The following is a 19,433-nucleotide window of genomic DNA, read 5'->3' as shown; positions in this document are numbered from 1 at the left end:
CGGTGTGCCCGCGGGCACACCGCGACTCTCCCGTACGGGGGTGGTGCTCAGCTCCCGGCCGGCACCGGCGCCGCGGTGTCGCTCGGCTCCCCGGCCGTCCGGGATCCGGCGTCCCGGCGGTCCAGCCAGTTGAGCACCGGGACCGTCATCACCGTGGTCACCAGCGCGACCAGGACCAGTGCCGCGAACAGCTCATCGCCGACGATCCCGGCCGACAGCCCGATGTTGAGCGCGATGAGCTGCATCAGCCCGCGCGCGTTCATCAGGGCGCCGACCCTGACCGCCACCGCGCCCGGCTCCCCGCACAGCTTGGCGGCCGCCCAGCAACCGCCGAACTTGCCGGCCGACGCGAGCACGACGCAGCCCGCGCCGAACGCCATCACGGCCGGGTCGGCGAACACATCGAAGCGCGTGTTCAGACCCGAGTACGTGAAGAACATCGGCACGAAGATGACCTGGGTCGTCCCCTGGACGGTCCGCACCACCCGCTCGGACGCCTCGTGGCGGGGCATGGCAAGGCCGACGCAGAACGCCCCGAAGACCGCGTACAGCTGGATGGTGTCGGTGAACCAGGCGCCGCAGAACAGCACCGCGACCGTGAACAGCAGCCGGGTCTCGTCGCTCAGCCCCGGCCTGGTCATGATCCACGCCAGCAGGCGCCGACCCACCAGGAACAGGACGGCCACGAAGATCAGCGAACCGCCCAGCGCCTTGACGATCGGTCCTGCTTTCTCCGAGGCCACGCTCAGCACCCCGGCGAGCATGAGCCAGGCGGCCGCGTCGTCGGTGGCCCCCGAGGCGAGGGACAGTGAACCGTACCGGGTCCCGGAGATCCCCTGCTCGGTGATGATGCGGGCCAGCATCGGGAAGGCGGTGATGGCGAGGGCGACCCCGACGAAGGCCGCGGTCACCCAGACCGAGACCCCGTCGACGAAGATGGGGACGTGGCCATGGGCGGCGAAGGTCAGTCCCACGCCCAGCAGTAGCGGGACCACCACCCCGGCGGCGGAGACCGTCACCGCGGTTCCGGCCAGTCCCTTGCCCGCGTGGGCCCGGAATTCGTACCCCGCGTGGAACATCAGGGCCACCAGGCCGATCTGCCCGGCCACATAGAGCACCGGTGTGAGCTCCGGCGGGAAGATCGCGTCCGAGGCGCCCGGAGCCACCAGCCCGAAGAGCGACGGGCCGAGCAGCACACCGGCGATCATCTCCCCGACCACCGGAGGCTGGCCGAACCGGCCGGTCGCCATCACCACCAGACGGCAGGTCAGCAGGATCACCACGGCGGCGATGAAGAAGGCGGGGGCGAGCTCAGTGGGGCTCATCACTCATCCTCCCCAACGGCTGACCGCGACGGCGGGTTCGGCGATGTCGCCGGGCGCCGTGGCGAAGTAGTTCCGGCACAGCCCCTGGCGCCGGGCGTCCCACACCATGTAGCCACCGAGCACCAGCTGGGTGAGGCTGCGCGGGATGGCCGCCCACCGGTCGCCCAGCCGCATCCCGGTGAGCCTCATCGCCCGCCCGGCCGGTCTCCGGCCCGCCGGGGCCGACCGGGCGGTGTGCGGGATCAGCAGACAGGGGCCGCGGCTGGGCAGCGACCGGGTGTGTTCGGCCGTGGACTCCAGCCGGAAGCGCCGCAGTGTCTCCTCGGCCGCGACCCGCATGGTCAGCACGGCGAAACCACGGGCCGGACAGGGCCGGTTGGCGGTCACGCCGAACGGGATGAAGGCCGAGGGCCGGGTGTCGGGGGACAGCCAGCGACCGGGGTCGAACCGCTGTGGGCCGGTGGCTCCCGACCGCTGATACTCGGGGTAGTTGAACAGCAGGACCGAGCCCGTGGGTATCGGGGGTCCGTCGGTCCGGGGGATCTCCCCGGTGGTGATGCGGTGGGCCACGCCGAACAGCGGGAAGTGCTGGAGCGTCTCGTTGATGACATGGTCCAGGTAGTCGGCGTCCTCCTCGCCGGAGAGCAGTCGGTTCTGGACGCTCTGGTGCGTGGCGAGTGCCAGCAGCAGATGGGCCATCGCCTCCGACGTCTGCACCACGGCGGTGTTGAAGAACGTGCCCTGGAGGTAGTACGCCTGCTCCCGCCGACTGAGCAGCGACGGCAGCGGCACCGGCGGGGGATCGCTCGCCAGCCGTTCGCGCAGATACGAGGTGAGCCGGTTCCGCCGGTCCATATGGCGCAGGCTGGTGCACTTCAGGGCGCTGACCACGTCGTCGGCGTTGCCGACTATCAGGTCCCGGACATGGCGCGGGCACGGTTCGCGGAACACCACTTCGTAGTAGACCTCGGCCCACACCGGCATCATGAGATCGCGCAGCCGTACCCGGTGTTCCCGGGTGCCGTATCGGCCGGTGCCCTGGTCGAGTTCATCGAGCACCCGCCGGGTGCAGCGGCCGACCAGCTCGCTCCACCGTTCCCGGGAGAGCCCGGCGAGGATCTGCCGGGTCGTCCTGGCCACCTCGTCGTACCGCGGGCCGGGTTCCAGATGCTCCTGGTGGACCTCGGGGCCGGGGGAGAGCCAGTACCAGAAGAGGTCGGACAGGGCGGCGCCGCGGCTGCGGCCGTTCGCGGCCGGATGCCCGTAGACCCGCTTGAACTCCTCGACGGGCACCTCACGGCCGGGCGCCGGTATCCCCTCCTCGCCGTTGACCCGCGCGAAGAGGCGCACCCGCAGGCCGATCACCAGCCGGGGCAGCCAGTACGGCAGGCTGGCCGTCAGCGCCACGGCCGTCGCACCGGTGGCCGCCCGTCTGAGGCGGCTCATGACGCCACTCCACCGGGCGGAGTGGCGGAGGCGTCGGCGGGAGGCCATACCGGGGCACGCACCAGATCCGGGGTGAGGCCCTGGACACCGGAGGCGCCGCACAGCGCGAGTGCCTGGTCGAGCTCCTCGCGCAGCAGTTCCAGCAGCCGCCGTACGCCCTTCTCACCGCCCTCGGCCAGGGCCCACATCACCGGCCGGCCGATGCCCACGGCGGACGCGCCGAGCGCCAGCGCCTTGACCACATCGGTGCCCCGCCGGACGCCGCCGTCCAGCACGATCGGGAGCCGTCCGGCCACCGCCGCGTGGATCCCGGGGAGAAGCTCGATCGTGGCGGGCACGGTGTCCAGCTGACGGCCCCCGTGGTTGGACAGCAGCAGTCCGTCCACGCCGTGGCGCACCGCCAGCCGGGCGTCCTCGGGGTGCAGGGCACCCTTGAGCAGGATCGGCAGCGAGGTGATCCCGCGCAGCCAGTCGATATGGGTCCAGGAGATCTCCGGCGACATGGCGATCGGCCGCACCCGGCCGCGCTCGCGCGGATCGACCATGTGCTCGCAGCGCAGTCCGTCCGGCAGGTCGAGGAAGCCGTTGCGCAGATCGCGCTCGTGCGCGCCGCGCACCGGGGAGTCCACGGTGACCACCAGCGCGGTGCACCCCGCGTCGGTGGCCCGCCGCACCAGGGACCGGGTGAACTCCAGGTCCGGCTGGAGGTAGAGCTGGAACCACAGGGGTGCCGGGCCGCCGCCCTCACCGGCGCCACGGGTGGCCTCCGCGATGTCCTCCACCGCCACCGTGGACGCCATGCTCACGATCATGATCGTGCCGGCGGCCGCGGCGGCTCGTGCGGTGGCCAACTCCCCCTCTTCGACGAGGAGTTTGTGGAAGGCGGTCGGCGAGAGCAGGATCGGAGTCCGCGCGCGGCTGCCGAGCACGGTGATGTCCAGCGCCCGCTCGGCGTTGCCGCGCAGCACCCTGGGCAGCAGCCGTAGCCGCCGGAACGCCTCTTCATTGGCCCGTACGGTGATCTCGTCCCCGGCGCCACCGGCGATGAAGTCGGCGTAGACGGGGTCGAGTCTCGTCCGGGCGGTGGTTTCGAAGTCCTGGACGGTCATCAGCATGGCGCGGTGTCACCGCCCCGCGCCGGCGGGTTGCGCGTCCAGCTCGCGCGCGAAGAACTCGACCAGCGGGGCGTGGTGGACCTTCGGGTGGTTCCACTCGTTCTCCAGGTTCTCGGCCATGTGGTGGGTGCCGAGGAGTTCACCGCCCCGGAAGTGGCGGATCACCGGATGCAGATAGGAGGCGTCGAAGGCTTCCCCGACCGAGTTCTGCGCCGCCCGGCGCACCGTGATGTCAAAGGGATCGACCTTGTCGTGGTCGGGGCCGTACTCCAGGGTGACGATGAAGTAGTCGGCGCCCGCCGTCAGGGGGCTTTCGTGGGCGTAGGCGACCGGCACCTCCTCGTGGTAACGGGCCTGGTCGCCGCTGGCCGCGACCAGCAGGTCGCCGATCACACCGAACTGCTGCCACAGCGCGGAACTGCGGTTGACCCGCGCCACCACGGCGTCCGCCAGCGCGGACGGGTCGGTGGCCAGCGGCTGGGCCGGCCAGGCCAGATCATGGTGGCGTTCGTCGAGAATGCGGCTCAACGCCCGTACGCCGTAGCGGAATCCGTGGATGAAGCCATTGGTGGACTTCTTGAAGTCGCGCTGCTGGGTCAGGGTACCGGCGAAGTACAGCCCGGGTACGTTGACCGACTCGTACGCCGGTGTGAGGGCCGCGAAGCGGTCGTTGATGACCAGCTCGGGGCGGCATTCGGGGTCGAACGGCGAGGCGTCGAAACGGAAGCCGGTGCACACGATGATCCGGTCGTAGGGGATCTCCTTCACGACTTCGTTCGCCCGGGAGAAGCCGAACCGCACTCGGTACCGGCCGCCGTCGCCCGGCTCCTTCTCGATCGAGAGCACATTGCCGTCGAGTACGGCGTTCTGTGATTTGAGCTGGTATGTGTCGAGGAAGTTGTTGTTGACGGCGCGCAGATGGCCCACATAGTGGGTCTTCCACGCCAGCCGCAGGCTGTGCGGTCCGGCCACATGGATGACGGCGGCCGTCTCGATGAGGTTGTCGGCCGTCTCCAGTGCGGAGTTGCCCTTGCCGAGGATCAATACGCGCTGGTCGGTGAAGTCCTCGGGGTCCACCGAGACATCGGAGTAGTCCTCGGCGGTCTCGATACCGGGCACATCGGGGATGTAGGGCCGGCTCACCCCGGTGGCCATCACCAGCCGGCGGCCACGGTGGTCGCCGCCGTGCTGATCGGTGACGGTGAAGCCGTCGTCGTCGCGGCGGATCCGCACCGCCCGGGTGTCAAAGGCGATGTCGAGATCGAACGCCTCGGCGAAGTCGGCGAGATAGCGCACATAGTCGTCGGCGGCCGGGAAGTAGCGCTTGCTGTACCGGGTGAACAGCAGTTCCGGATCGGGGGACAGCAGGGAGTTCCAGTCCATCCGGAGGTTGAACTCGGGATCGTCGATTCCGGTGTGCACCTTGTTGCTGGAGATCAGCTGACGGTGGCGGGGGAACTTTTGAAAGAAGGTCCCCGGTCTGTTTCCGGCTTCCAGGATCCGGTAGGTGTGGCCCGCCGTCGCCAGCAGCTGCCCGAGCTGGAGGCCGGCGGGGCCGGCACCGATGACGAGGTAGTCAAGAGTCTCGGAAGAGTGGAGAGGTTGGTTGTGCACAGTGCCTTCCTTTCAAGAGCGCGATGCGGTGGAGAGCGCGATGACAGGGGAAAGCCGTGACAATTTTCCTTTAAACCTCAACAACTACTTTAGTGAGCCGCCGTCACCTTGAGCAATATCGAAAACAGGCCAGTATGATCGGCCCGGCATCGGATCAGACGGCCGACCAGCCGTTGTCCACGGGCAGGATGACGCCGTTGACATTGCTCGCGGCGTCGGAGGCCAGGAAGAGGATGGCGGCGGCCTGCTCCTCGGCCGTGGCGATCCTGCCCATGCTGGTGGCATGGGCGCCTATGACGGCCGGGCCGTGGGCCCCGGGCCTGGCGTCGACCCGGATGCCGGTCGCGGTGCCGCCCGGGGCGATCGCGTTGGCCCGGATCCCCTGCTCCCGGTACATCACCGCGAGGGACTTCACCAGGCCCACCACACCGTGCTTGGAGGCGGTGTAGGCGGCCCCGGCCGTACTGCCGCGCAGCGACGCCTCCGAGGCGGTGAAGACGATCGCGCCCCGGCCCGCCGCCAGCATGTGCGGCAGCGCGGCCCGGGTGAGCATGAACGGGGCCGTCAGGTTGATCCGCAGCACCCGGTCCCACTCGGTGTCGTCGGTGTCCGTCACCGCCGAGAAGCGGTCCATGACACCGGCGTTGTTCACCAGGACGTCCAGCCCGCCGAACGCCTCCACGGCCGTGGCGACGACCTCGTCCACCACCCGCTGGTCGCCGAGGTCGCCGATGACCGCGCGGGCCACTCCGCCCGCCGCCCCTATCGCTGTGACAACCTGGTCGGCGCCGTCCCGGTCGAGGTCCGCGACCAGTACCTTCGCCCCCTCGGCGGCAAACGTCAGGGCCGCGGCCCGGCCGATCCCCGATCCTGCTCCGGTGACGATGACGCCGCGATCCCTAAGACCGGTACTGCTCACGGTTGTCTTCCCTTCTTCATGCTGTCCGAGATCGACGTGTTCTGAGGGCCGTGCGCATCCCACCGGGGTGCACGGGGTGGCGGCGGCGCGGACGAGGAAAACGCCCGCGCCGCCGCCCGGTTGCGGCCGTACGGTCCGGGACCCGGCCCCGGATCCGGCCCTAGTCCTGGACCGCGATGGCCAGGGCCGGGCACACCGCCGCGGCGTGCCGGATGTCGTCGGCCTGCTCGGCCGGGGGCTCGGCGTTGAGCAGCACCACGATGCCGTCCTCGTCGCGCTGGTCGAAAACCTCCATCGCGGCGACCACACACTGGCCGGACGCGACGCACCTGTCCTGATCGACGGTCACCTTCATCGGGGCTTCCTCCCTTTTCACCAGGTCACGGGCAGTTCGTAGACGCCGTAGACCGATCCGTCGTGTTTGAACGGGATCCGCTCCAGCTCGGTGGCCGGCCGCAGAGTGGGGATACGGCGGTAGAGCGTGCCGTAGACGACCTGGAGCTCCATCCGGGCCAGCGGCTGGCCCAGGCACTGGTGCACCCCGAAGCCGAAGGCCACATGGCGGCGGGCGTCCCGCCGGAGGTCCAGCCGGTCGGGCTCGGCGAACATCCCGGGGTCCCGGTTGGCGATGTCATTGGCCAGGATCAGCCCCTCGCCCGCGCGGATGACCTCCCCGCCGACCTCGATGTCCTCAACCGCCACCCGGCGCCTTCCGCTGTGGGTGATGTGCAGATAGCGCAGCAGCTCCTCCACCGCCGACGCGATCAGCCGGCGGTCGTCGGTGTCGCGCAGCAGGGCGAGTTGCCCGGGGTGCTCGAACAGGGCGAGAGTGCCGAGCGCGATCATGTTCGCGGTGGTCTCGTGGCCCGCGATCAGCAGCAGCACACCCATCTGCGCGGCCTCGTTGCGGGACAGTTCGCCCGCCGTGACCCGCTCGGCGAGACCGGACAGCAGATCGTCCACGGGACGGGCGATCTTCTCGCCCATCAGGCCGTCCAGATACTCGATCAGGTTGCCGTGGGCGGCCGAGCGCTGCTCGGGGGTGACGTTCCGGTTGATGATGACCTTGCTGTTGTCCTGGAAGAAGTCGTGGTCCGCGTAGGGCACTCCGAGCAGCTGACAGATGACCAGCGAGGGCACCGGCAGGGCGAACGCCTCCACCAGGTCCACCGGGTTCGGACCGGCCAGCAGCTCGTCGATCAGGTCGTCCACGATCTTCTGCACACCGGGCCGCATGGCCTCCACCCGCTTGATGGCGAACGGCGCCGTCACCATCCGGCGCAGCCGGGCGTGTTCGGGGTCGTCCTTCAGGATGAAGCTGACCCCCGTACCTCCGGGCGGCATCGGGGCCTGGCGGGGGTAGCCGGGCCGGTGGATGTCGGCGCTGACCCTCGGGTCGCCCAGCAACGCCCGCTGATCGGCGTACCGGGTCACCAGCCACGGCGTACTGCCGTCCCACAGGCGGACCCTCGCCAGCGGGCCCTCTCGCTGAAGGTCCCGCAGCGCCGGGGGCGGGTCGAACGGGCAGCCCGCCGCCCTGGCCATCGGAAACTCCGGGGCCCGCGCGGCGCGCTCGTCCACCGGGTTCACTGTGCTGGTCATCGCTCCCTCAATTCGGTTGAGGCATGTGGTGGAACCCCCGTTGTCCCCCGTTGACCCCGTTGCCCCCGTTGTCCCTCGACGGCCCTCGGCGGGCCGCCGGTGTGTGGCGGCCGCGGTCAGCGGGTGACGGGCGCCAGCCACAGCCCGACGATCCCGTCGATCAGGCCGGTGGCGGCGTCGTGCCAGCTGGACCGGGGCGTGGCGGTGTGCTCGGCGAGCGCGCGCTCCCGCTCGGCGCACATGTGCAGGATCAGATGGCGCGACATGGCCCCGCGTTCGATGTGCACCTCGATCGGCAGCTCGGGGAGGCACCGGTTGAACCCCTCGACGGTCCGCCGCAGCGCCGGAGAGGCCATGGACTCATCGGCCATGATCTCGTGGAGCGCCGGGTCGGTCATCACCTGGGCGCAGAACCGCGCGTACCAGGTCGGGCTGGGCAGCTCCGCCAGATGCTCGAGGACCGGGCGCACCAGAGCGGCCACCCAGTCCCGTACGTCGGTGGAGTCGCCGATCTCGTCGAGCATCCGCAGGCGCAACCGCTCGACCTGCTCCGCGTGTTGCCGGGCGATCGCCCGTACCAGGTCGGCCTTGGTGCCGAAGTGGTAGCCGACCGCCGTGTTGTTGCCCTGTCCGGCGGCCTCGCTGACCTGGCGGTTGGAGACCGCGTACACCCCGCGCTCGGCGAACAGCCGCTCCGCGGCGGCGAGGATCGCCCCGCGCGTGGCATCGGCCCGCTCGTGCCGTACGGCCCTGCCCGCCATGGTCACCACCGCACCGGGAGGTCACGCAGCCCGCCCACGGCCAGGCCCTCCAGCCGCCGCAACTCCGCCACGGGGACGGCGAGTTCCAGGGTGGGCAGGCGGCGCAGCAGTACGTCCAGCGTGGCCTGTAGCTCGGTGCGGGCCAGCGCCTGGCCCAGGCAGGAGTGCGTCCCGGCGCCGAACGCCAGATGGGGGTTGGGGCTGCGGTCGAGCGCCAGCTCGCCGGCGCCCTCGAAGGCGGTCTCGTCACGGTTGGCGGCGGCCATGCTGCACACCACGGTGGTGCCGCGCGGCAGTACGGTGTCGGCCACTTCGGTGTCCTCACCGATGTACCGGGGCATCCCGAACCCCGGATTGGCGTCGAACCGCAGCGCCTCCTCCACGGCGGTGCGCACCAGCGAGCGGTCGGCCAGCAGCCGCTCCCAGTGGCTCCGGTCGGCCAGCAGCATGGCCATCATCTTCCCGATCATGTTCGCGGTGGTCTCGTGCCCGGCGACCAGCAGGGCCTGGCCGGTGGCCACCAGTTCCGCGTCGGACATCCGATGGCCGCCGGGATCGGTGGCGGTGATGAGCTCGCTGAGCAGATCCTCGCCCGGACCGGTGCGCTTGGCCGCCACATGGGCGGCCATGTAGTCCGCGAACTCGGCCTGGGCGGCGTCGACTTCGTCCTGCCGGTAGCGGGTGAGATTGAGCAGGGTGTCGGACCAGTGGGCGAACCGGTCGCGGTCGCTGTCGGGGACGCCCAGCAGATCGCAGATCACCCACACCGGCAGCGGGAAGGCGAGGTGGGCCTTGAGGTCCGCCGGATGGCCGTGGACCAGCATGGCGTCGATGAGCCGTTCGGCCATCGCCTCGATCCCCGGCCGCAGCGCGTTCATGCGCTTGGCCGTGAACCATTTGGCCACCATCCGGCGCCAGCGCTGATGGCCCTCGCCGCCCTGCGGGAGCGACTGCGCCATCGAGCTGTTGAACACTCCGCCGGTTTCGCTGTCCGAGATCCGGGCCGCGTCGTCGGCGTTCAGCAGCCGGGTGAACCTCGGGTCGGACAGCACCTGTTTCACATCGTCGTAGCGGGTCAGCAGCGATGCCTCGTCCCCGCTGGGCAGGGCCACCTTCGCCACCGGACACCGCTGCCGCAGCCGGGCCCACTCGGCGGGTGGCCCCAGCGCCGTATCGCTGGGGATCGGATAGCTGAGTAACGGCTCGCCGTCTCCTGGAGTCACGACGCTTCTCCCTCGGTACGGGGCGGGGCGGTCATCGACAAGATCAGGCAACCCCATGGGCCTCACTTAAGTCAAGCGACTGAATTAAAATTGCTCGCCATCGTTCACCCATCGAGGTGCGAGGAGCGCCGTTCAGCAGTCGTTCGACGCGCCGGCGTCATGGACCAGCAGGGCGATCTGGACGCGGTTGTTGAGATCCAGCCGGGTCAGGATGCGCGACACATGGGCCTTCACCGTCGGCAGCGCCAGATGCAGCTCCCGGGCGATCTCCGCGTTGGAGCGGCCCCGCCCGACCGCGCGGGCCACTTCCCGCTCCCGTTCGCCCAGCAGCGCCAGCCGGGCCCGGGCGGCGGCGGCCCGGTCCTCCTGCCCGCCGCCCGCCACCTGCTCGATGAGCCGGCGGGTGACGGCGGGGGAGAGCACCGGATCCCCGGCGGCCACCGTGCGGATGGCCGTGACGATGTCCCCTGGCGGGGTGTCCTTGAGGAGGAACCCGGCCGCGCCGCCGCGCAGCGCCCGCAGCACATGGCCGTCGGTGTGGAAGGTGGTCAGCACCAGCACCTCCGGGGCGCCGGGCCGGGCCCGGAGCTCCGTGGTGGCGGTCAGCCCGTCGACGCCCGGCATCCGGATGTCCATCAGCACCACATCGGGCCGGTGGGCGGCGACCAGGGGCGGCACCTCCGCCCCGTCGGCGGCCTCCGCGACGACGTCGATGTCCGGGGCGCCGCCCAGCATCAGGCGCAGTCCGGCCCGTACGATCGGGTCGTCGTCCACCAGCAGGACATGGATCACCCGCGCCGTCCTCCCTCACCCCTGGGCGGACACCGTGTCCGCCGCGGGCCAGGGTAGCCAGGCGCGCACCCGGAAGCCGCCCTGGGCCGGGCCCGCGCTCAGCTCGCCGCCCGCCAGCCGGGCCCGTTCGGCCAGCCCGATCAGCCCCTGCCCGCCGCCCTCGCCACGGCCGCCTTCGCCACCGCCGGTGTCCGCGGCCGCACTGGGCGGCGGCGCGTTGCGGACGTCCACCGTCAGCCGGTCGGCCGGGCCTCCGGACACCCGTACCGTGACCGCCGCGCCGGGCGCGTGTTTGCGCGCGTTGGTCAGCGCCTCCTGGACGATGCGGTACGCCGTGCGCCCCACCACGGGCGGCGGGGCCGGGCCGTCGGGCGGCCCGGTCAGCTCGATCCGGCCGCCCGCCGTCCGGGCCTCCGCCACCAGCCGGGCCAGATCGGCCAGTTCGGGCTGGGGCCGCTCGTCCTGCGCCGGTCCCGCGCGCAGTACCCCGATCACCTCACGCAGATCGCTCAGCGCCAGGCGGGCGCTCTCCCGGATCACCCCGGCGGCCCTTCCGATCTCCTCGCGGGGCGCCTTCGTATGGAACTCCAGCGCCCCGGCGTGCAGGCTCAGCAGCGTCAGCCGGTGTCCCAGCACATCGTGCATCTCCCGTGCGATCTCCTCCCGCGCCTCCCGGCGGGCCCGCTCGGCCCGCAACTCCGCGTCTGCCTCGGCCAGTTCGGCCCGCGCCCGCAGGGAGGCGATCAGCTGCTGCCGGGACCGCCGGAACAACCCCCATCCGATGGTCCCGGCGATCAGCGCGAAGTACGTCAGCGCCGAGCTCTTCCGGTCCCCGGACTCCTCCGGCAGCTGCCACAGGAAGACGGGGAGCGGTACGAAGGCCACCGCCGCCACCCACGCGGTGGCCCGCCCCGGCCGGGTCGCGGCCACCGTGAACACCGCCACCATCGCGGGACCGGTGAGATAGTGCGAGAGCTCGCTGCCCGCCAGCAGCAGCGCCACCGCCAGCGCCACCGGCCACCGCCGCCGCAGCAGGACCGTCGCACACCCCAGCCCGCCGATCACCTGATCGACGGTCAGCCACACCGGATCCAGGTTCTCCTCGATCGGTATGGAGTCGGAGCTGGCGGCGGCGAAGCAGGCGGCGAAGAGCATCAGCCCCAGATCGGCTGCCCAGTCCCGGCGGGTGCGGTGGATGCGGCGCATGTCCCGGAAATCTACGCGGACCGGGCGGGCGAGCGGGGACTCGTACCGCGAGCGGATACTTAAGTACCACTCCCCGGTGGCGTGCGGTCTCCTTTGGTCACCGCCGGGCCGCCTTGTGCCCGATCCGCCGCCCGGGGCGGCCCGCCTAGGTTCGGGTCATGACATCCACCAAGGACACCTCCCCGCTCGCCGCCGTGTCGCATCTGCTCTCCTTCACCCTCGTCGTCGGCGGCGGAAGCGGTCTGCTGCACGAATGGTGGGGCTGGCTCCACTTCATGGGGTTCGTCCGTTTCCTCGTCCCCGACGGCTATGCGGTGTACGGCTATGTCGTGATGGTCGTCCTCGGCCTGGCGGTGGGCGCGGCGGGCGGTGCGCTCGGCGATCGGGGCCGCGGATGAGACCGCGGCCGGTGACCGCTCCGGTCACCGGCCGCGAGCCCGGCTCACTTCCGCGTGGCGATCCGCATGAAGGTGATGGAGTTGGCCGGGAAGGTGTAGCTGAAGGTGGTGTCCACACCGTCGAACGTGGAACTGCTCGGCTTGATGGGCTGATCGGTCGCGGTGTTCACCGCGTCCGGGGCGCCCTGGAGCGTGGTCAGCCGTGCGGCCCGCCGGGCCCTGACCCCCTGGCCGAGGTCGATCCGGGTGCGGGCGGCGGCGTCCTGGGCGTTGACCACCTTGACGATGAGCTCGCCGGTGGCCTTGTCGCGGGTCACCACCTGTCGGAACGGCTCGGCCACCTTGTCATCGGTGAACGAACCCCACTTCTTCCCGTCCAGGTACAGCGTCACCTGTCGGCCGCGGACTTCGATCCGCACGTCGTACTCCCGGCCCGTCTCGATCCTCGTATCGTCCTCGGCCATCGTCTGCTTGGCGCCGTCCGTGGCCTTCTCCACGGCGGACCGGGTGTTGCCCCAGCCGCCGAGGTTCCACCAGTAGTAGTTGCCGGTGTCCTTGACCCCGAAGGCGATGAGGAAGCCCTCGCTGCCCGAGCGCTTGGTGGCCTTCAGCCTCAGGTCGTAGTTCTGCCAGCCGCTGTCGCCCGCGGTGACCATGGTGTTCTCGGCGGCGGTGTCGGACTGGACGTACGCGCCGTCCCGCACCTGCCAGGAGCCGGTCCCGGTGGCCTTGGTCCACTTGCCGTCGCCGCCGGAGAAGTCGTCGCTCAGCAGGGTGGCCCCGTCCGCCGAGGTGATCTGGACGTCGTCGTACGCGGCGCTGGTGGCCCAGGTGGACAGGCCGACGGCACCGGTGATCGGGCCGGAGGGGAGGGACGGGGTGGCGGACGCCCGGCTCGGCACCACCTGGTCCCCGACGTTGTTCATGAACAGCTTCTGGGTCTCATAGCTGGTCGAGCCCCAGGTGGCGGCGTTGTTGAACCAGATCAGATCCGGCCGCCACTGGACGTAGTCCTCATTGGCCAGCAGCGGGGCGTAGGAGGCCATCTTCACCACATCGGCGTTGCGCTCCAGGCCCGTCATGTACGCGGCCTCGGCCAGGGAGTTTCCGAAGCGGTTGTCCTGCGAGGCGTATTCGCCGAGGAACACCTTCGGGCCCTGGCGGTCGTAGGAGTCATAGCGGTTGTTGTTCTCCAGGAACCACCGCGGGCTGTTGTAGTAGTGCTCGTCGACCATCTTCACCTTGGCCGCGCGGTTCAGCTCCCAGGCGCGGTCGAAGGTGACACCGCTGTCGTCGGGCCCGGAGTTGCTGATCACCGTGATCTCCGGGTGCTTGGCCTCGATGGCCTTGCGGAACTCGGCGAAGCGCTCGAAGAAGGCGTCGGGGAGGTTCTCCTCGTTGCCCACCTCCAGACGGTCCAGGCCGAAAGGCCGTGGATGGCCCATCTGCGCGCGCATCTTGCCCCAGGTGGAGGTCACCGGCCCGTTGGCGAACTCGATCAGGTCGAGGGTGTCCTGGATGTGGCGCTTGAGCAGCTCGGGGTCGTCGGTGGCCTTGTTCTGGCCGCAGCCGGTGACGAGCGCGGGCACCACGGGCAGCGGGGTGGCGCCGATGTCCTCGGCGAACTGGAAGTATTCGTAGTACCCGAGGCCGTAGGACTGGTTGTAGCCCCAGAAGTTGGCGTTGGTGGGCCGCTCCTCGACCGGGCCGACGGTGTCCTTCCACTGGTAGGACCGCTTGCGCTCCCAGTCCGGCGCCTCGTACGCCTTATGGCTTCCGGTGTTCACCAGACAGCCGCCCGGGAAGCGCAGGAAGCCCGGCTTCAGCGCGGCTATCTTCTCCGCGAGATCCTTGCGCAGCCCGTTCGGGCGGCCCTTGTAGGTGTCCCGGGGGAAGAGGGAGACCATGTCGAGCCGGACGGTGCCACCGCCGCCCGCGGTCACCGCGAGCCGTCCGGTGGTGTCCGTGGCGCGCGCGGTGAGCGTCCCGGTGTACTTCGTCCAGCGGTCCCCGCGGACGGTGGTGCGCAGCGGTGTGGCGAGCGCGGTGGAGCCCGAGGCGGTGTGCAGACCGATCGTCAGCGGGGTGCCCGAGGGGTTGTCGGTGCGGGCCCACACCGAGAAGTCGTACTTCTTTCCGGCCCGGACCGCGATGCCGGTGTTGTAGCCGGAGTTGGTGACGCCGTACCCCGCGCCGGTGCCGCCGCCGTCCCCGCGGAGGTCCAGCCGCAGATAGTCGCGGTTGTCCTCATTGAGCCGCGCCGCGTCGTTCACCACGCGCGCCGTGCCGGTGGCGCCGCCGGTCGCGGTCTCGGTCCACGAGGTGAGCGGGGTGTACGAGGCGTTGTCGGCGGCGTCGTACTCGAAGGACCGGTTCTGGACGAGCTCGGCGTACAGCCCGCCGTCCGCCGCGCGGTTGATGTCCTCGTAGAAGACGCCGTACATCGCGTCGTCGATCTCCGGGCCCGCGCGGTCCGGATCGACGGTGATCGAGTAGTCGGTCACGGCAGCGGAGGAGGCCCCGGCGGCCGTGGGGTCGGTGAGCAACGCGGCGGTGAGCGCGGTGGTGAGCAGAGCGCTCACGGTGAGGCCGAGGCCCCGTCTGGTACGTCCCGTTGTTCGCATGGCGACTCCTGTACCGCAATGTGTTCGAAATATCGGACATCGCTCAGTACTTCGAACGGACGATAGGCAGCGGACCGACGGGGCGTCAATGGCCGGTGCGCGACGGTCAGTCCGCGGGACGCGGCGGCGCCGTCGTGCCCCGGACCTCGAGGACCGGGGCGGTGAGTGCCACCTCGCCGGGGCGGGCGGGGTCGGCGATCCGGTCGAGCAGCCGGCGCGCGGCGCGGCGGCCGATGTCATGACCGGCGTTGTCCACGGTGGTGAGCCACAGATGGCGCAGCCGCGCGAGATAGGTGTTGTCGTAGCCGACGAGGGAGAGGTCGCCCGGCACCCGCAGGCCCAGCTCCTCGGCGGCCGACAGGGCGCCCACCCCGGCCATGTCGTTGAACGCGAAGACGGCGGTGGGCCGGTGCGGCGCGCCCAGCAGCCGGACCGTGGCCCGGTAGCCGCCCTCCTCGGTCAGATCGCCCTGCTCCACGGTCGCCGACCCGGACAGGCCGTGCTCGCGCATGACCGCCTCGAAGCCACGGCGGCGCAGTTCGCCCACTACGCCCTGCCCGGCGATATGCGCGATGTGCCGGTGGCCCAGGCCGATCAGGTGCTCGGTGGCCAGGCGGGCGCCCCGCTCGTCGTCGCCCGCGACGATGTCCACATTCGGCAGCACGGGCTCGCGGGTGCCGGCGACCACCGTGGGCACCCGCGCGGCCGCCGTGCGCACCGCCGCCGGGTCTGGGAGCGTGCCCACGGCGATCAGGCCGTCCACCCGCAGCTCGGTGAAGGTGTGGGTGAGGTCCTCGCCGAGCCGCCGACCCTGCCGGCCATCGGCCAGCAGGGTGCGCAGCCCGCTCGCGTACAGCTCGGAGTTGAGGCCGTCGAGCAGTTCCACGAACCAGGGGTTGCGCAGATCGTTGAGGAGCACCCCGACGGTCCGGGTGCGCCGCTCGCTGAGGCTGCGCGCGGCGGCGTTGGGCCGGTAGCCGAGCTCCTCGACGGCGGCCAGGACGGCCCGCCGCTTCTCGGGGCGCACCTGCTGCGAGCCGCGCAGCACCAGGGAGACCAGCGACTTCGACACTCCGGCCCGTTCGGCGACATCGCGGATCGTCGGTGGTCTCATGCTCTGGACCGTTCCACAGGGCAGACACGGTTGTCAAAGGGGTTGACACCTGCGGGGAGGGCTTTCAGTGTGGGCCGGGAGAGATCTGGAACGGTCCAAATACGTCCCGGAGAAAGTCCGAAGAAGGGCAGTCATGGTGAGTACGCTCGGGGTCGCCGTCGTGGGATTCGGCTGGATGGGACGGGTACACACCCAGGCGTACGTCCGGCTGCCGCACCACTTCCCGCGGCTGTCCGTACGGCCCGAACTCGTCGCCGTCGCCGACGAGGTGCCCGGCCGAGCCGAGGAGGCCGCCGGGCGGTACGGCTTCGCCACCGCCGCCCGGGACTGGCAAGAGGTCGCCGCCGACCCCCGGGTCCAGGCGGTGAGCATCGCCGCGCCGAACTTCCTGCACCGCGAGATCGGCGTCGCCATGGCCCGGGCGGGCAAGCACATCTGGATCGAGAAGCCCGTCGGGCTCACCGCCGACGACGCCCGCGCGGTCGCCGGGGCCGCGGCCGAGGCCGGGGTCCAGGGCGCGGTCGGCTTCAACTACCGCAACGCACCCGCCGTCCAGACCGCCCGCGCCATGATCGCCGCCGGGGAGATCGGCGCCGTCACCCACGCCCGCGTCCGCCTCTTCAGCGACTATGCCGCCCACCCGGAGGGGGCCCTGACCTGGCGGTACGAACGTGCGCGCGGCGGCAGCGGAGTGCTGGGCGACCTCGCCTCGCACGGGGTGGACCTGGCCCGTTTCCTGCTCGGCGAGATCGACGCGCTGACCGCCGACACCGCCGTGTTCGTGCCCGAGCGGGCCCGCCCCACGGGCGCCACCGCCGGTCACACCCGGGCCACCGGCGGCGAGCTGGGCCCGGTGGAGAACGAGGACTACGTCTCCTGTCTGCTGCGCTTCGCCTCCGGCGCCCGCGGGGTACTGGAGGCGTGCCGGGTCTCGGTCGGCGAACAGAACACCTACGGCTTCGAGATCCACGGCACCAAGGGCGCGGTGTTCTGGGACTTCCGGCGCATGGGCGAACTAGGCGTCAGCCGTGGCACCGCGTACCAGGACCAGCCCGTCTCCACCGTGTACGTCGGCCCCGGGCACGGCGAGTACGCCGCCTTCCAGCCCGGTTCGGCCAATGGCATGGGCTATGACGATCTGAAGGTGATCGAGGCGTACCACTTCCTGCGCTCCATCGCCGAGGGCACCGCCCACGGCGCCACCCTGGACGACGCCGTGCACAGCGCCACCGTGCTGGACGCCATGACCCGCTCCGCCGACCTGGGCGCGTGGGTGAGCCCCGGCTGAGCGAGGCGGCGGACGCCGGGGTGACTTCCGGCTCATGGTGGCCGCGGTGAGCACGCGGGGCCGAACCGGCGTACTGGAGGGGGCGGGGAACCGCGCCACGCACCCTCGACGCCGGAGGTATCCCACCCGTGACCACCTCGACCGAAGCGGCCCCGACCGAAGCGGCCCCGACCGGGGCCGGCCGCCGCGACGCGGGCGATCCGCGGGGCGGGCGGTTCGATTCCTCCCTCGGCCTCATCATGCTGCTGCTGGTGGTGGTGGTCGCGCAGGGGCCGGTCCGCCGGGCGCTGTCGGCTCCGGTGGCGCAGAGCTGGATGACCGTGTTCACCGCGGTGGTCCTCCAGGCCCTGCCCTTCCTCGTGCTCGGGGTGCTGCTGTCGGCGCTCATCGCGGTCTTCGTCCCGCCGTCGTTCTTCGCCCGCGCGCTGCCTCGGCGGCCCGCCGTCGCGGTGCCGGTGGCGGGCGTGGCCGGGGCGGTGCTGCCCGGCTGTGAATGCGCCTCCGTACCGGTGGCCGGGGCGCTGGTGCGCCGGGGCGTCACCCCGGCGGCGGCGCTCGCGTTCCTGCTGTCCGCCCCGGCGATCAACCCGATCGTGCTGACCGCCACCGCCGTCGCGTTCCCCCGCCAGCCGCAGATGGTGTTCGCCCGGTTCGTGGCGAGTCTGTTCGTGGCGTGTGCGATGGGCTGGCTGTGGCAGCGGCTGGGGCGCGCCGACTGGCTGCGCCCACCGGCCCGCCCCGCCTTCCACGGCCATGGGAAGGGCGCCGCCTTCTGGGCGTCCGTACGCCACGATGTGATGCACGCCGGTGGCTTCCTCGTCGTCGGCGCCATGGCCGCGGCCACCCTCAAGGCCGTGGTCCCGGCGAGCTGGCTGCGCGGCGCCGCCGATGACCCGGTCGTGTCGATCCTGGCCCTGGCGGTCCTCGCGGTGCTGCTGTCGATCTGCTCCGAGGCCGACGCCTTCGTGGCCGCGTCCCTGTCGCAGTTCTCGCTCACCGCCCGGCTGGCGTTCCTCGTCGTGGGCCCGATGATCGACCTGAAGCTTTTCGCGATGCAGACCGGCACGTTCGGCCGCGGGTTCGCGCTGCGGTTCGCGCCCGCCACCTTCGTCCTCGCCGTCCTGGTGTCGGCCCTGGTCGGGGCGGTGCTGCTGTGAACAGGAAGGCTCAGGCGATCGTGCTGTTCCTGGTCGGCGGGGCGGTGCTGCGGGCCGGATCCACCGACCTCTATCTGCGCTATGTGAAGGCGGGGCTGCGCCCGCTGCTCCTCGCGGCCGGTGTCGTCTTGATGGCGGCCGCCGTCGCCACCGTCTGGTACGAGCGGCGGACGCGCCCGGCCGGTGAGGACGCGGGGGAGGGGGGAGAGGGCCACGGTGAGGAGGGCGACGAGGGCCGCGGTGAGGGCGAAGGCGGCCAGGGTGAGGGCGAAGAGGGCCACGGTGAAGGCGGCCACGCCCACCGGGAACCACGTGTCTCCTGGCTCCTCGTGCTCCCGCTGTTCGCCCTCATCCTGGTGGCGCCGCCCGCGCTCGGCTCGTACACCGCCATGCACACCGGCACGGCGCTGCAACGCCCTTGGGGCTTCCCCGCCCTCCCCGCCGGGGACCCGCTGCCGCTCAACGTGGCCGACTACGCCGGGCGTGCGGTGTACGACCACGGGCGCTCCCTGGAGCACCGAAGGGTCAAGATCACCGGCTTTGTCGCCCTCGACGGCCACGGCGCCCCCTATCTCGTCCGGATGGCGCTCAACTGCTGCGCCGCCGACGCCCAGCCCGTCAAGATCGGCCTGACCGGGCGGATCCCCGCGGTGCTGGAACCCGACACCTGGCTCCAGGTCATCGGCACCTACACCCGCGAACGGACCAGGGACCCGGTGGGCGGTGGCGCCATCCCGTACCTCGAGGTCAGCCGGTCCAGGCCGGTGCCGGCCCCGCGCGATCCGTACGACGAGAGCTGGAACGGCTGATGGCTGACCCCGCGTCAGGCCTCCCTCGCCGCCCCGCCAC

At 71.4% G+C, this 19,433-nt stretch carries 17 protein-coding genes; 4 read left to right on the top strand and 13 right to left on the bottom strand.

Translation table 11 applies throughout. The annotated features are described in order from the left end of the window. Positions 1-47 precede the first annotated feature (47 nt). The 11 genes from ACJX2R_RS05805 to ACJX2R_RS05755 form a co-directional block, all read right to left on the bottom strand. The gene (locus tag ACJX2R_RS05805) at positions 48-1,325 is read right to left on the bottom strand and encodes a cation:proton antiporter (RefSeq protein WP_413099098.1); all 1,278 of its coding nucleotides are present in this window, start codon (positions 1,323-1,325) and stop codon (positions 48-50) included. A 3-nt stretch (positions 1,326-1,328) separates the two neighbouring features. Then, complete coding sequence (locus tag ACJX2R_RS05800; protein ID WP_413099097.1) at positions 1,329-2,771, bottom strand: cytochrome P450; 1,443 nt, start codon at positions 2,769-2,771, stop codon at positions 1,329-1,331. Next, positions 2,768-3,886, bottom strand: a complete 1,119-nt coding sequence (locus tag ACJX2R_RS05795; protein ID WP_413099096.1) for an alpha-hydroxy acid oxidase — start codon at positions 3,884-3,886, stop codon at positions 2,768-2,770. Before ACJX2R_RS05795 ends, ACJX2R_RS05800 begins: the two co-directional genes overlap by 4 nt. A gap of 9 nt (positions 3,887-3,895) precedes the next feature. After that, positions 3,896-5,500, bottom strand: a complete 1,605-nt coding sequence (locus ACJX2R_RS05790) for an NAD(P)-binding domain-containing protein (RefSeq protein WP_413099095.1) — start codon at positions 5,498-5,500, stop codon at positions 3,896-3,898. Positions 5,501-5,654: 154 nt separating this feature from the next. Next, entirely contained in the window at positions 5,655-6,419 is a 765-nt protein-coding gene (locus ACJX2R_RS05785) for an SDR family NAD(P)-dependent oxidoreductase (RefSeq protein WP_413099094.1), read from the bottom strand. Positions 6,420-6,579: 160 nt separating this feature from the next. Next, positions 6,580-6,774 carry a ferredoxin gene (locus tag ACJX2R_RS05780; RefSeq protein WP_413099093.1) on the bottom strand — a complete coding sequence of 65 codons (195 nt, stop codon included), beginning with the start codon at positions 6,772-6,774 and terminating at the stop codon, positions 6,580-6,582. 17 nt (positions 6,775-6,791) lie between these two features. Then, entirely contained in the window at positions 6,792-8,021 is a 1,230-nt protein-coding gene (locus ACJX2R_RS05775) for a cytochrome P450 (protein WP_413099092.1), read from the bottom strand. Between the two features lie 116 nt (positions 8,022-8,137). Next, a complete protein-coding gene (locus ACJX2R_RS05770; RefSeq protein WP_413099091.1) occupies positions 8,138-8,782 on the bottom strand; it encodes a TetR family transcriptional regulator in 645 nt (214 codons plus the stop codon). A 2-nt stretch (positions 8,783-8,784) separates the two neighbouring features. Continuing rightward, a complete protein-coding gene (locus ACJX2R_RS05765) occupies positions 8,785-10,005 on the bottom strand; it encodes a cytochrome P450 (protein ID WP_413099090.1) in 1,221 nt (406 codons plus the stop codon). A gap of 132 nt (positions 10,006-10,137) precedes the next feature. Further along, entirely contained in the window at positions 10,138-10,797 is a 660-nt protein-coding gene (locus tag ACJX2R_RS05760; protein WP_413099089.1) for a response regulator, read from the bottom strand. 15 nt (positions 10,798-10,812) lie between these two features. Then, positions 10,813-12,003 (bottom strand): sensor histidine kinase, encoded by a 1,191-nt coding sequence (locus ACJX2R_RS05755; RefSeq protein WP_413099088.1) that lies wholly within the window; start codon positions 12,001-12,003, stop codon positions 10,813-10,815. A 158-nt stretch (positions 12,004-12,161) separates the two neighbouring features. Here ACJX2R_RS05755 and ACJX2R_RS05750 point away from each other — a divergent pair, with 158 nt between their 5' ends. Continuing rightward, positions 12,162-12,401, top strand: a complete 240-nt coding sequence (locus ACJX2R_RS05750) for a hypothetical protein (RefSeq protein ID WP_413099087.1) — start codon at positions 12,162-12,164, stop codon at positions 12,399-12,401. 44 nt (positions 12,402-12,445) lie between these two features. Here the strand turns inward: ACJX2R_RS05750 and ACJX2R_RS05745 are convergent, their stop codons facing one another. Continuing rightward, on the bottom strand, positions 12,446-15,025 hold the full coding sequence (locus tag ACJX2R_RS05745) for an alpha-L-arabinofuranosidase C-terminal domain-containing protein (protein ID WP_413099086.1): 2,580 nt from the start codon (positions 15,023-15,025) through the stop codon (positions 12,446-12,448). Between the two features lie 106 nt (positions 15,026-15,131). Further along, entirely contained in the window at positions 15,132-16,139 is a 1,008-nt protein-coding gene (locus ACJX2R_RS05740; protein WP_413099085.1) for a LacI family DNA-binding transcriptional regulator, read from the bottom strand. Between the two features lie 133 nt (positions 16,140-16,272). On the opposite strand from ACJX2R_RS05740, the gene ACJX2R_RS05735 reads away from it, so the two are divergent. The 3 genes from ACJX2R_RS05735 (at position 16,273) to ACJX2R_RS05725 (ending at position 19,393) form a co-directional block, all read left to right on the top strand. Next, on the top strand, positions 16,273-17,427 hold the full coding sequence (locus tag ACJX2R_RS05735; RefSeq protein WP_413099084.1) for a Gfo/Idh/MocA family protein: 1,155 nt from the start codon (positions 16,273-16,275) through the stop codon (positions 17,425-17,427). A 128-nt stretch (positions 17,428-17,555) separates the two neighbouring features. Next, positions 17,556-18,584, top strand: coding sequence for a permease (locus ACJX2R_RS05730; RefSeq protein ID WP_262701053.1), 1,029 nt, complete (start codon positions 17,556-17,558; stop codon positions 18,582-18,584). Further along, a complete protein-coding gene (locus ACJX2R_RS05725; RefSeq protein ID WP_413099083.1) occupies positions 18,581-19,393 on the top strand; it encodes a TIGR03943 family putative permease subunit in 813 nt (270 codons plus the stop codon). The genes ACJX2R_RS05730 and ACJX2R_RS05725 overlap by 4 nt, the downstream gene beginning before the upstream one ends. Positions 19,394-19,433 lie beyond the last annotated feature (40 nt).

The organism is Streptomyces sp. Inha503, from assembly GCF_047215865.1.
Lineage (GTDB): Bacteria > Actinomycetota > Actinomycetes > Streptomycetales > Streptomycetaceae > Streptomyces > Streptomyces lycopersici.
This window is presented reverse-complemented; position numbering and strand designations above follow the sequence as displayed.

What these genes read in the sequence shown, in the direction of transcription:
- ACJX2R_RS05805 (WP_413099098.1), bottom strand. Translation starts at nt 1,325, where the DNA reads ATGAGCCCCACTGAGCTCGCCCCCGCCTTCTTCATCGCCGCCGTGGTG.
- ACJX2R_RS05800 (WP_413099097.1), bottom strand. Translation starts at nt 2,771, where the DNA reads ATGAGCCGCCTCAGACGGGCGGCCACCGGTGCGACGGCCGTGGCGCTG.
- ACJX2R_RS05795 (WP_413099096.1), bottom strand. Translation starts at nt 3,886, where the DNA reads ATGCTGATGACCGTCCAGGACTTCGAAACCACCGCCCGGACGAGACTC.
- ACJX2R_RS05780 (WP_413099093.1), bottom strand. Translation starts at nt 6,774, where the DNA reads ATGAAGGTGACCGTCGATCAGGACAGGTGCGTCGCGTCCGGCCAGTGT.
- ACJX2R_RS05775 (WP_413099092.1), bottom strand. Translation starts at nt 8,021, where the DNA reads ATGACCAGCACAGTGAACCCGGTGGACGAGCGCGCCGCGCGGGCCCCG.
- ACJX2R_RS05770 (WP_413099091.1), bottom strand. Translation starts at nt 8,782, where the DNA reads ATGGCGGGCAGGGCCGTACGGCACGAGCGGGCCGATGCCACGCGCGGG.
- ACJX2R_RS05755 (WP_413099088.1), bottom strand. Translation starts at nt 12,003, where the DNA reads ATGCGCCGCATCCACCGCACCCGCCGGGACTGGGCAGCCGATCTGGGG.
- ACJX2R_RS05750 (WP_413099087.1), top strand. Translation starts at nt 12,162, where the DNA reads ATGACATCCACCAAGGACACCTCCCCGCTCGCCGCCGTGTCGCATCTG.
- ACJX2R_RS05745 (WP_413099086.1), bottom strand. Translation starts at nt 15,025, where the DNA reads ATGCGAACAACGGGACGTACCAGACGGGGCCTCGGCCTCACCGTGAGC.
- ACJX2R_RS05740 (WP_413099085.1), bottom strand. Translation starts at nt 16,139, where the DNA reads ATGAGACCACCGACGATCCGCGATGTCGCCGAACGGGCCGGAGTGTCG.
- ACJX2R_RS05735 (WP_413099084.1), top strand. Translation starts at nt 16,273, where the DNA reads ATGGTGAGTACGCTCGGGGTCGCCGTCGTGGGATTCGGCTGGATGGGA.